Below are 11,778 nucleotides of genomic sequence, written 5' to 3' on the forward strand. Positions count from 1 at the left end.
CATGAAATCCTATCTGTATATGTTGTTGCTAACGATGCTGGGTACGGCGTGTTCAACAACCGACGAAAAAGTAACTGTTCAGGAACTGAACAAGCAGTTTATCACGGCCTGGAATACGAAAGAAGCCGATAAAATCATTGGTTTTCTGGCCGACGACGTGCAGTTTGTACAGGGCGGCAGCCACTGGCAGGGAAAAGCAGAAGTGGCCAACAAATGGGTGCGCGCTACGTTACCCACCCTGGACGACCTGAAGACCTACACCGTCAGTTCGGGAACAGACAATCAGATGGCTTACGAAGCGGGTACGTTTTCGGTGGATGTATTGCCCACCAATGCGGACGAACCGCACGGAACGGGCGAGGGGAATTTTATGCTCCTCTGGAAAAAGGCATCGGATAATACCTGGAAACTCAGCTATGCCCAACTGGAAGATTTGCCAGTGCGTGTCAAACGCTAATCAATGATTGTATTGCAATATCAGAATCACCGGCACTGGTAGCCGGTGATTCTGATTTTAAGGGGGTTACGAAAGAAAAAGCAACCGGCTGATGGGGATCATCTCATTGCCTGATGCAGATCATGGAGAGTTTGTGGAGGAACCGGCATTTTTACGGGCATTGTGAAATCGACCTTCGTCGGTTTTGATCTAATCACCTTTCTTACCGTGGCCGCCAACGGCCAGCGCTGTTTTTATGCCCATTCTTATCTTTTTTCTGGCCCATTGGTACCTGTCGGTGCTGATGCAGACATTTTTCCTCCACCGTTACGCAGCCCACCAGATGTTCACGATGAGCAAGGGTTGGGAAAAAGTTTTCTACGTACTGACGTTCATTTCGCAGGGTTCTTCGTTTCTGAGCCCCCGGGCGTACGGCATCATGCACCGGCTTCATCACGCCTACGCGGATACCGAAAAAGATCCGCACTCCCCCGATTTTTCGACCGGAATCTTCGACATGATGTGGAAAACGAAAAGCTTCTACAATGATATTGTTCACAACCGCGACACGATTCCGGCAAAGTTCAAAAAGGGTGTTCCCAACTGGAAATGGATGGAGTGGTTCGGCGACCGCTGGGCGGTTCGGCTGGCTTGGGGAACAGCGTACACGCTGTTTTACATTTACTTTGCCACTTCCTGGTGGATGTTCCTGTTGCTGCCGATTCACTACTTGATGGGGCCGGTGCACGGGGCAATCATCAACTGGTATTCGCATCGCTACGGGTACACCAATTTCGAGGTAAACGATACGGCCAAAAACCTTCTGCCGTTTGACTTTCTGATGATGGGCGAGGCTTACCACAACAATCACCACAAATTTGGCGGACGGCCCAACTTTGGTGGTTTTCGCTGGCACGAGTTTGATCCGGCGTATCCGCTGATTTTATTACTCAATAAGGTGGGCGTTCTGAAGCTCCGGCTAGGCCGGGATCTGGAGTATATGTAGCAATAGCACTGTTAGGGTAGGGTTTACTCCCGTCGCCAGTAATTTCATTGGTGACGGGAGTTTTTTATTGCCTGAAAGCGTGGAGGAAGACAAGATGATGGTCATACCAAGTACGGTTTTTGCCCCGTATCAGTCAATGGGCTGCCCAAACGTGAGCAAATTGTTGTCTGGATCAAGGATGGAAAATTCCAGCTGTTTCCAGGGTTTGTGGTCCAGTTTATTGCTGACAAGATTTTTGCTTCGGGCAACTTCATACCACGCTTCGATATGGTCTGTACGGATATACACCTGTCCGTAATTCTGGGTTGGATCAAGCTCTTTAAATTCAAAAAAATGAATTTGAATCTGATCCCGTTGAACCATCAGATAGCCTTCGTAGTCTGCGCTACCAACTTCCTGAAAGTCTAACTGGTTTAGGTAAAAATTCCGCGTAACGGTTTTATTCCGCATTGGGAGTTTGGGGTTGATGTCGGTAAGCATGTCTCTCGGGTTGCGATTTTCGGTATATGGTTTTTGGGACGCCTATGCCAGCTGTGTGGGAAAAAGAGAATGCGTCAGGCAACTAACTGTAAACGGTATTGTGTAAAAAGTGTCCACAAGCGTACGGCAGTTGTCCGTTATTGGACAGAACACTTTTCGTCAAGGTACAAAAAATCCCCTTCATGCGCAGCAATGCCTTTTGTTTGATCGTGGCAAGGCATTTGTTATACATTTACACAACTAATTAGTTGCCATGAAAGGGACCTGCCTGGGTAAATTTGAAGAGGTCGTTTTGCTGGGTATCGCCATTCGAACCGGAGATGCTTACGGAGCCTCGGTGGTCAGCGAGCTTGAGCAGCAGATGGGCCGGTTGGTCAATCTTGGGGCTGTGCACGCTGCCTTGTACCGGCTCCAGGAAAAAGGGCCGGGCACGTCAGCAATGGGAGGAATGACGCAGGAGCGGGGCGGTCGTCAGAAACGGTTGTACCCGATAACGGCGGTCGGTCGACGAACGCTGGAAAAAATCCAGCAGCTGCGCCATCAGATGTGGAACGCCATTCCCCAAACGGTCTGGTCATGAGCAGAAAATCGGATACTCCTCAGCCACCCCGGTGGGCCCGGCGTCTGCTGCACATGTTTTGCGCTCCTCATCGGCTCGACGAAATAGAAGACGATCTCGACGAGCTCTTTTACCAGCGGGTCGAGTTGCAGGGTGCCAGAAAAGCGCGTTGGCGCTACGTGCAGGATGTCATAAGCCTGATGCGGCCTTTTATTATGAAACGGAAAACGAACCCATACGCTACGCCAAACTATACCGATATGTTCTTGAATTACCTGACCGTTGCTTTTCGTAACCTGCAACGCAACAAGGTGTATACCTTTATCAACGGGGCCGGTTTGGCGCTGGGCATGATGTGTGGCATTCTGATCTTCACCCTGGTCAAATACCATCTTAGTTTTGACAATTTTCATGAACATAGCGATCGTATTTACCGGGTCGTAACGGAAATGCACCGGGATAATATCGGGTATAGCTCCAGTGTGCCGGTACCACTCGGAAAAAACTTCCGAAACGATTACACATTTGGCGAAAAAGTGGCCCGGATTGTCACCGTTCGCGATCAGCTCATTACCTTGAAAACCGGTGGTGAACCCCAAAAAATTAAGGAAGAGCAGGGGGTGGCCTTTACCGAACCGGAGTTTTTTGAGATTTTCAACTATCCGCTTCAGGAGGGCAACATCCGCACGGCCCTGCAGGCCCCCAATACGGTCATCATGACCGAACGCATGGCTCGCAAGTATTTCGGTGGTGCCAACCCCGTCGGCCGGTCGTTTTTGCTGAACAACACCATCCTGCTTCAGGTTACCGGCATTCTGAAGGATTTGCCTGCCAATACTGACCGCACGGCTGAACTCTTTGTTTCCTTTCCGACCTTAAAAAAGTACGACCCCTGGCTGGCCGATGATATCATCAGTTGGGGTGGAATCCGCGATGGCGTGGAATGTTTCGTACGGCTGCGGCCTTCTGTCTCCGTTGCTCAGGTCGAAAGTGTGCTTCCGGCCTATGTCAAAAAATACCGTCCGACCAGCAAAAATGTGCACCATTATAAATTGCAGCCGCTGGCCGATGTTCACTTCAACGCCCGCTACGGCGGTGCAATGGAGAAGAAAAACTTGTGGGTGCTGTCGGTAATTGGCCTGTTTCTCCTGGTTACCGCCTGCGTCAACTTTATCAATCTGGCAACGGCTCAGGCGTTAAAACGCGCCAAGGAAGTGGGGGTTCGAAAGGTATTGGGCGGTTTGAAAAGACAGCTATTCTGGCAATTCATTTCCGAAACCGCCATCATTACCGCTTTGGGTCTGCTGGTCGCCCTAACTGTTTCCTGCCTGATTCTTCCTACGGCTAATGCTTTTTTTCAGACCCGAATGACCATCAATCCGTTGCTCGATGGACAGTTGCTGCTTTTCATGGCCGCCCTGGGTGTCTCCATAACGTTCTTCGCGGGTTCGTATCCCGGATTAATTCTGGCGGGTTTTCAGCCGGTAGTTGCTCTGAAGGGAAAATTGTCGCAGCAAAACATTGGAGGCTTCAACACGCGTCGGGCCTTGATCATCACCCAATTTGCCATTTCACAAGTGCTTATTATGGGAATGCTGGTCATTATGAGCCAAATGCGGTATGCCAAGCAGGCTGATTTAGGCTTCGACAAAGAAGCGATTGTGATGATTCCGATGGGCAGTGATTCCACCGGTGTCAAAAAGAACACGTTGAAAAATGAGTTTGCCCGGCTGAACGGCGTCGAAAGCGTGTCACGTTGCTTTACAGCTCCGGCATCAGCAGCGGAATGGGGAAATTCGATAAAGGTTGATAATGAAGAAGTAAATTTTAGAACAAGCATCAAGTCGGCCGATGAAAATTACCTTTCAACTTTTGGGTTGGAACTGGTTGCCGGTAAGAATCTTTTTCCGTCTGATTCAGTCCGCGAGTTTTTGGTCAATGAAACATTGCTTCGAAAACTCAATCTATCACCTGAGAAAGCAATTGGAAAAATGATTGCTGCCAACGGCGGTAGAATGGTGGCACCCATTGTGGGTGTCGTGAAAGATTTTCATGATGCGTCGTTTCACCAGGAAATAAGCCCCGTCGCGATCACTACATCCGTCGATAATTACTCCGCGTATGCCGTAAAACTCAATCTGGGGCGGGCCAAAGCGACCATTGCTGCCATTGAAAAAGCCTGGTTGCAACAACACCCTGACCAGTTGTTTGAATACCAGTTTGTGGATGAAAGCATTGCTCGATTTTACCAAACAGAAGACCGGATTCTGACTCTGATTCAGGCATTTTCGTACATCGCTATCTTTATCGGTTGTTTGGGCCTGTACGGGTTGGTATCGTTTATGGCCACCCAAAAAACGAAGGAAATAGGCATTCGGAAAGTGCTGGGAAGCAGCGTGTTCCAACTCCTCTGGATGTTCGGTCGAGAGTTTTTGCGTCTGATTCTGTTGGCTTTTCTCCTGGCAGCACCCATCGCCTGGTGGGCAATGAATCAGTGGCTTCAAGGCTTTCAATTTCGTATTGAGATCGGGGCGGAGATCTACATACTGGCGTTGGGCGGCACGGTCCTGATTGCGGCCATAACCGTTGCATACCAGGCCATCAAAGCGGCCTTGATGGATCCGGTCAAGAGTTTGCGCGCCGAATGATTTTCCGTAAATAAATACCACACAAAGACTCCGCGTCGCTGCGGAGTCTTTGTGTGGTATTTATTTCATCTTCAGCAAGTGGCTTCCCCGCCACCGCATTCCGAGCGTCGCGATCAGGACCATCGTGGCCGAACTGACGGGCATGAGAATCGCGGCCACGACGGGTGATAGATTGCCAGTAACCGCAAAGGTCAAGCCGATGCAGTTGTAAATCAGTGAAATGCAGAAACTAAACCGAATCAGTCGCATCGAAAACCGGCTGTAGCGCAGAAAGGCAGGCAGGTGCCGCAAGGAACTGGCTTCCAGAATACCGTCACTGGCGGGTGTAAACTGGATGGTGTCGTCGGTGACGGCAATACCCACGTCGGCCTGTTTCAGCGCACCGGCATCATTCAACCCGTCGCCCACCATCAACACTTTTCGGCCCGCTTGCTGCAACGACCGGATCACGTCCAGTTTGTGTTGCGGGTGGCAGTCAAATACCATTTGTTCCTTGTCGGGAAACCAGCGTTGCAGATCGGCGCGGGCTGCATCGTTATCGCCGGAAAGCAGATGCAGGGCGTGGGTGGGCCGTAAAGCCGACAGCATGTCGCCGATTCCTTCCCGGTACTGGTTGGGAAATTGGAAACTGCCCCGGTAAACATGGTCAATGCTGATGTGCACCGCTGAACCTTCGGCATCAGTTTCGATAGCCGCCGACGGATGAACGAACGAACGCGATCCAATTCGCACCGGCACCAACCCGTCAACCAAGCCCTTGATGCCCTGGCCGGTGATTTCTGCGAAGTTCTGAACCGGAAAAACCGTACTTTCCGCCAAATAGGCCGTCAGCTTGCGGCTCATGGGGTGGGCCGATTGCCGGACGAGTGAGGCCACTACCGCCCGTTCGGTTTCGTCGAGTGGGCGGGCAAAGTGTTCCATCACCGAGGTGGCAGCGTTGGAGGTAAGCGTACCGGTTTTGTCAAAAACGACCGTATCACAAGCGGCCATTTGTTCGATCACATCGGCATTTTTGAGGTACAGTTTCAGTTTGCCCAAAATCCGCATGCCATTTCCCAACGCGAACGGGTACGACAGCGACAGCACGCACGGACAAGCAATGATCAGAATGGCGGTGAACGCATTGACTGCTTTAGAGGTATCGTTCAGGTACCAGTAAGTGCCCACCAGAAACGCCAGCGTTAGCACACAAATCGTGAAATAGTGTCCGACGGCATCGGCGAAGGTGCGAATCCGGCTGGGCTTGTTTTTTCGAAAGGCATCGTTGTTCCAGAGTTGCGTCAGGTAGCTTTGCGACACCTCCCGCACCACTTCCAGTTCAATGGTTTCGCCCACTTGTTTGCCGCCCGCGTAGAGCAGGGAGCCGGGGGTTTTGGGTTCCGGCTCCGATTCGCCGGTCACAAAGCTGTAATCAATGGTAGCTTGTCCTTGGTAGAGAATCCCGTCCGCCGGAATCAGTTCGCCATTCCGAATCCGGATGCGGTCACCTTTTTGCAGGGAAGCCACGGGAATCGAGGTTTCGCCGTCTTTTTTCAGCAGTGTTACCGCCAGCGGAAAATAGGATTTATAGTCCCGTTCGAAGGAGAGGAAATCGTAGGTCCTTTTCTGGAACCACTTGCCGATGAGCAGAAAGAAAATCAAACCCGTTACCGAATCGAAATAGCCCGAACCGGTGTGGGTCAGTACTTCGTAAACACCCCGGAAATAAGCGGTCAGCACCCCGACCAGAATGGGCAGATCGATGTTGATCATTTTCCGGCGCAGCGCGGCCCAGACTGACTCGAAATACTCCCGGCCCGAATAAAAAACGACCGGTGTAGCCAGCGCCCAGTTGAGGTAGCCAAACAACCGCTGGAAAGCCGGATCGTCGAGACCCAGGTACTCGGGAAAACTGAACAGCATGATGTTCCCGGCGCAGAACCCCGCCACCGCCAGCTTGTACAACTGGGATTTGTACGACGGTTTTTGGCCTTCCTGCACCACATCGTTGAGGCTGATCAGCGGTTCGTACCCCAGTGATGTCAGCAATTCGGCGAGTTGCCGCAGCGACAGTTCGCCCTGCCGGAACGACACATGGACGTGTTTTTTAAGGAAGTCCACCGTCGACCGCTGGATGGCCGGATGCAGCCGGTACAAATGTTCGAGCAGGTACAAACACGAACTACAGTGAATCTTCGGAACATAAAACGTGACGTGAGACTGGGTGCCGTCCGTGAATTCGATGAGCTGGGCAATGATATCGGGATGGTCCAGAAACTCCAGCCGCGAAACGCGGGGCGACTGGCCGGGTGCGTCCGTCAGGTCGTAGTATTGACAAAGCTGATTATCGTTCAGAACCTGGTAAACGGTTTTGCAGCCGTCGCAGCAGAACGGTTTTTCGTCGAGCAGAATGGAATCGTCGCAGTCAGTACCGCAGTGGTAGCAGGTGAGACGGGTGATGGTTGTTGGGCTCATAGTGCCTGAATTTTCCGCAAATTCGTTGTTTATGAGCCCGCTTTACATGAGAACAATCAGTTCCCCGGTTGATTTTTCTTACGGTTGGTTGAGGAGAATCCGGACAACTTTGTGCAACAATTAGGATGAACGGACGACTTGCTTCACGGCCTTCGTTCCCGCTACTTTCCCGACTACCATGTCTACGCTTATTCAGAAATACAACGTGCCCGGCCCTCGCTATACCTCGTACCCAACGGTTCCGTTCTGGGATGACAGCACGTTCAGTGAAAAAAGCTGGATCGAACGGCTGCAAACTGCGTTTTCGGTTAGCAACGGGAAAAAAGGAATCAGTCTGTACATTCACCTGCCATATTGCGAGAGCCTTTGCACGTTTTGTGGCTGCAACAAACGGATTACCAAAAACCACGCCGTCGAAGAACCGTATATCGAAGCTGTTCTGGCTGAATGGAACCTATATTGTGATGCGTTGCCCGAAAAACCGCGCATTACCGAACTGCACCTCGGCGGAGGAACGCCCAGTTTTTTCCGGCCCGAAAATCTGAAACGGTTGCTGGAAGGACTGTTTGCGTCGGCGGTTCGTCCGACCGACGGTTTTGAATACGGCTGGGAAGGGCACCCGAACAACACCACCCGCGAACACCTGCAAGTCTTGTACGATTTCGGTTTCCGGCGGGTCAGCTTCGGGGTGCAGGATTATGACCCCGTGGTGCAGCGGGCCATTCACCGGATTCAACCGTTTGAGAACGTTCGGCAAGTGACCGAGTGGGCACGGGCCGTTGGCTATACCTCCATCAGTCACGATCTGGTGTTTGGCTTGCCATTTCAGCAAATCGCTTCCATCCAGAAAACCGTTGAACAGACGCTGAGGCTGCGTCCCGACCGGATTTCGTTTTATTCCTACGCCCACGTGCCCTGGATAAAAGGCAACGGTCAGCGCGGTTTTAAAGACGAAAACCTGCCGAGCGGAGATCAAAAACGGCTTTTGTACGAAACGGGCCGCGCCCTGCTGGAAGCGGGCGGATACGCCGAAATAGGCATGGACCATTTTGCCCTTCCGCACGATGCCCTGTACCAGTCCGTGAAAACCGCCACCCTGCACCGCAACTTTATGGGCTACACCACGAATCAGACAGAGGTGCTGATCGGGCTGGGCGTTTCAGCCATCAGTGATTCCTGGACGGCTTTTGCCCAGAACGAAAAAGACATTGATGCGTACATCCGGCGCGTTCAGGCCGGTGAGCTACCGCTGCTGCGCGGGCACATCCTGACTGAAAAAGACGGATTCATCCGGCAACAGATTCTGAATATTATTTGCCGTTCGCAGACGACCTGGGAAGCAGATGACTGGTCGGAAGGGGAGTGGCAGCGACTGATTCCCCAACTCGAGGATTTTCGAGTGGATGGTCTGCTCCTCTACGATGCGAACGGTTTGCAGGTTTTACCCGCCGGTCAGCCTTTTTTGCGCAACATCTGTATGGCGTTCGACCTGCGGTTGGCCCAGGTGCAGGCCCTGAAAAATCTCTTTTCCCAGACCGTTTGACGGTTTTTCTGCATTTTATCCGATTATATCCAACCATGCGACGGCCGGAGATCTCCGGCCGTTTTTGTTTATCCCAGCTATTTGCCTCTTGTAATGGTATTTCAACCGCTAAAGTACTATGCATAGCAAGGTACCTTACGTTTGTACTATCTTTGAATCAACAAAGCAACTCAAACCGAGCAGTAAACAACAAAAACGAAACACCCAAACAGCAAATACTATGAAAACCTTATTCGCTTCCGCCCTCATCGCCCTGACTTTTGCCACTACGTCGGCTACCTATGCCGACGGACATAAGGAGGTAGCTGAGGTAAAATCGAACTTTCAGGCAGCGGTTTATCCGATGATCAACAGCATGAAGATCAACGTGAACGTAAACAAAGCGAAGGACAGCAAAGTCAACGTCCGGTTGCTGAACGCAGCGGGAACTACACTGACGGTTTTGAAATTGGGGAAACAAAACGAAGCCTCGACCATCCGGTTCGATCTCAACAACCTGGAAGATGGGATCTATACCGTCGAAATTTCGGATGGGTATAAAACGGAGGTGAAAGAAGTAAAAGTGCAAACCAACGCTCCCGAAGTAGCGAGCTACCGCGCCATTCGTCTAGACTAACTCTGGCAAACCTTCATAATTTGATAACCCATCGACAACGGAATTCGCGGTATTTTTGAGTCTCTTTTGTCTTCTCAGGTTCATTGGGTAATCAAACAGACTGCGGGATTCCGAAGGACACTGTTTTAGCGATTTAGATTGCAAGTACAAAGCCCGGCAATAGACCGGGCTTTGTTTGTAAGCAGCAGCGGCAACGGTTTTCACAATGGTTTACTGGCGGGAACATCCGTCAAGGCCTGCACAAAAGCAAGTAACGCGGCTTTTTCCTTAGGGCTTAAATTCAGCTTGTCGGTGGGCAACGTCTGGTTGTCGAGTTCAATGCCCAAACCGGCCCCACCACCATCTTCGTAAAAATCAATCACTTCTTCCAGGGTTCGGAAGGCCCCATTGTGCATGTACGGTGCGGTTTTGGCGCTGTTACGGATACTGGGCGTTTTGAAAGCATGTTTTAGCGAAGGCAGCTTCGTAAGGGCATAGCGACCCAGGTCCGGGTCAAGCTGGCGGGTGTTGGGCTGGGTCGGAACGCCGAGCACTTCGGATTCGGTTTTCGTAAAACCGGGCGGGATCGTGCCGTTAAAGAGGGGCATAAAATGGCAGATGCCGCATTTGGCTTTGCCCATGAATAAATTAAAACCGGCTATTTCTTCCAGGCTCATGGCGTTTTTTTCACCCCGCATGTAGCGGTCGAAGCGCGCGTTTAGCCGAACCAGGGAGCGTTCGTAAGCGGAGAGGGCGTTCTGGATTTCGACGGGCCGAATAGCTCCGGTTGACTGCGGGAAGGCTTTTCGGAATTGTTGCACATAGTTTGGGTTGCGTTGCAATTTGCGGGCGGCCTCTTCGAGGGAGCCCCGCATTTCATCCACGTTATGCACCACATCAAGCGATTGGTTTTCCAGCGATTGGGAGCGCATGTCGTAAAACTGGCTGTTTTGCAGGGCCGCGTTGATGATGCTGGGCGTGTTGCGGAGCACTCGTTTGTTCCCGGCCAACGTAGCATTTTGGGCCAAACCATCGGTAAAAGCTTTATCGGGTTGGTGGCAACTGGCGCACGAACGGCCATTGCCGGATGATAGGATGGGGTCGGAAAACAGTTGCTCGCCCAGCAGAACCTTGGCCGGATTGGAGCGCATGTCGGCGTTGGGCGCCCAGAAATCCGGGTTAAAAGCCGTGGTATCGAACAGCGTAGCGGCATCAGCGCGCAACGCCCGCACTTCCGAAAACGGCTGAATACCTTCCGACCGTTGGTACGCCAGCAGTTCGGTGGAAATCGGATTGGCGAAGTTGAGAATGAAGTGCGCCCGGTCGAATGCGTTGAAATCGGTGTGGTCGATCAGGTAACTTTCGGCCTCACGGAAACGATTTTGGAGGCTTGCAGACGCATCGGTTTGGGGGTAAAGCGACAAATAGGCCCGCAAACTGGCCAGCGATGCTGCGGCTTCGGGCATGGCCGTTTGGCACAAAGGCGTATCAAAACCGGCAATTCCCAGCGAAATGATCCGGAAAACCTGAAGCCGCAGCGCGTCGAAAACGTGCGCGTCGGTTAGTTCCGTGGCATTCCAGACGGTTCGGATGCGGGCGAGCTGATTGCGCAGATTCTGAATATGGCGGACCAGTTCAGGCGTGTCGATGGGTTCGTCGGAAAATACCTGTTCTTCGATCACCTGAAAACCGGCGGGCTCAAAGGCTTTTGTTTCTTCCACTTCCACTTCATCCAGCGGAGTTCCGTTGATCAGACGGCTGGTTCCGGGCAGGTAATATTCCGTGAAATGTTCCAGTTTTTTAAACCGTTGACGACACGTAACAAATACCCGGCGGAGACTGTCAGGTGATGCTGCGGATTGGGCTAACGGCAAAAACCGTCCCACGATTTCCTGTTCCAGCGAATCCAGATCCCGCATAAACTGCTGGTGGACCCGCTGGGTAGGTGGTTGGCTGACGTGCGTTGTTTTTTCGATCCAGCCGAACAGCAGCAGGCTGATCAGAATCATTCCGGCGAACAAACCGATTGTTTTTTTCATGGATGTCTTCAGGAAAAT

General features: G+C 51.8%; 9 protein-coding genes. 6 read left to right on the plus strand and 3 right to left on the minus strand.

Annotated elements, in window-relative coordinates:
- Position 1 precedes the first annotated feature (1 nt).
- Positions 2 to 457 carry a YybH family protein gene (locus ACYVH9_RS20090; RefSeq protein ID WP_460638182.1) on the plus strand — a complete coding sequence of 152 codons (456 nt, stop codon included), beginning with the start codon at positions 2 to 4 and terminating at the stop codon, positions 455 to 457.
- A gap of 235 nt (positions 458 to 692) precedes the next feature.
- Entirely contained in the window at positions 693 to 1,442 is a 750-nt protein-coding gene (locus ACYVH9_RS20095) for an acyl-CoA desaturase (protein ID WP_460638183.1), read from the plus strand.
- 129 nt (positions 1,443 to 1,571) lie between these two features.
- Here ACYVH9_RS20095 and ACYVH9_RS20100 read toward each other — a convergent pair whose 3' ends face one another.
- On the minus strand, positions 1,572 to 1,922 hold the full coding sequence (locus ACYVH9_RS20100) for a bleomycin resistance protein (RefSeq protein WP_460638184.1): 351 nt from the start codon (positions 1,920 to 1,922) through the stop codon (positions 1,572 to 1,574).
- Positions 1,923 to 2,175: 253 nt separating this feature from the next.
- On the opposite strand from ACYVH9_RS20100, the gene ACYVH9_RS20105 reads away from it, so the two are divergent.
- Both ACYVH9_RS20105 and ACYVH9_RS20110 read left to right on the plus strand, forming a co-directional pair.
- Positions 2,176 to 2,502 carry a PadR family transcriptional regulator gene (locus tag ACYVH9_RS20105; protein WP_460638185.1) on the plus strand — a complete coding sequence of 109 codons (327 nt, stop codon included), beginning with the start codon at positions 2,176 to 2,178 and terminating at the stop codon, positions 2,500 to 2,502.
- Entirely contained in the window at positions 2,499 to 5,129 is a 2,631-nt protein-coding gene (locus ACYVH9_RS20110; protein ID WP_460638186.1) for an ABC transporter permease, read from the plus strand. Before ACYVH9_RS20105 ends, ACYVH9_RS20110 begins: the two co-directional genes overlap by 4 nt.
- A 60-nt stretch (positions 5,130 to 5,189) precedes the next feature.
- Here the strand turns inward: ACYVH9_RS20110 and ACYVH9_RS20115 are convergent, their stop codons facing one another.
- Positions 5,190 to 7,583, minus strand: coding sequence for a heavy metal translocating P-type ATPase (locus ACYVH9_RS20115; protein WP_460638187.1), 2,394 nt, complete (start codon positions 7,581 to 7,583; stop codon positions 5,190 to 5,192).
- Positions 7,584 to 7,761: 178 nt separating this feature from the next.
- Here ACYVH9_RS20115 and hemN point away from each other — a divergent pair, with 178 nt between their 5' ends.
- Positions 7,762 to 9,126, plus strand: coding sequence for an oxygen-independent coproporphyrinogen III oxidase (gene hemN, locus ACYVH9_RS20120; protein ID WP_460638188.1), 1,365 nt, complete (start codon positions 7,762 to 7,764; stop codon positions 9,124 to 9,126).
- Positions 9,127 to 9,346: 220 nt separating this feature from the next.
- The gene (locus ACYVH9_RS20125; RefSeq protein ID WP_460638189.1) at positions 9,347 to 9,742 is read left to right on the plus strand and encodes a T9SS type A sorting domain-containing protein; all 396 of its coding nucleotides are present in this window, start codon (positions 9,347 to 9,349) and stop codon (positions 9,740 to 9,742) included.
- A gap of 200 nt (positions 9,743 to 9,942) precedes the next feature.
- On the opposite strand, the gene ACYVH9_RS20130 is transcribed toward ACYVH9_RS20125, so the two are convergent.
- Positions 9,943 to 11,760, minus strand: coding sequence for a cytochrome-c peroxidase (locus ACYVH9_RS20130; protein ID WP_460638190.1), 1,818 nt, complete (start codon positions 11,758 to 11,760; stop codon positions 9,943 to 9,945).
- Between the last annotated feature and the right edge of the window lie 18 nt (positions 11,761 to 11,778).

The sequence above is a fragment of the Larkinella harenae genome, assembly GCF_054780515.1.

What these genes read in the sequence shown, in the direction of transcription:
- ACYVH9_RS20115 (WP_460638187.1), bottom strand. Translation starts at nt 7,583, where the DNA reads ATGAGCCCAACAACCATCACCCGTCTCACCTGCTACCACTGCGGTACT.
- ACYVH9_RS20110 (WP_460638186.1), top strand. Translation starts at nt 2,499, where the DNA reads ATGAGCAGAAAATCGGATACTCCTCAGCCACCCCGGTGGGCCCGGCGT.
- ACYVH9_RS20100 (WP_460638184.1), bottom strand. Translation starts at nt 1,922, where the DNA reads ATGCTTACCGACATCAACCCCAAACTCCCAATGCGGAATAAAACCGTT.
- ACYVH9_RS20095 (WP_460638183.1), top strand. Translation starts at nt 693, where the DNA reads ATGCCCATTCTTATCTTTTTTCTGGCCCATTGGTACCTGTCGGTGCTG.
- ACYVH9_RS20090 (WP_460638182.1), top strand. Translation starts at nt 2, where the DNA reads ATGAAATCCTATCTGTATATGTTGTTGCTAACGATGCTGGGTACGGCG.
- hemN (WP_460638188.1), top strand. Translation starts at nt 7,762, where the DNA reads ATGTCTACGCTTATTCAGAAATACAACGTGCCCGGCCCTCGCTATACC.
- ACYVH9_RS20105 (WP_460638185.1), top strand. Translation starts at nt 2,176, where the DNA reads ATGAAAGGGACCTGCCTGGGTAAATTTGAAGAGGTCGTTTTGCTGGGT.
- ACYVH9_RS20130 (WP_460638190.1), bottom strand. Translation starts at nt 11,760, where the DNA reads ATGAAAAAAACAATCGGTTTGTTCGCCGGAATGATTCTGATCAGCCTG.
- ACYVH9_RS20125 (WP_460638189.1), top strand. Translation starts at nt 9,347, where the DNA reads ATGAAAACCTTATTCGCTTCCGCCCTCATCGCCCTGACTTTTGCCACT.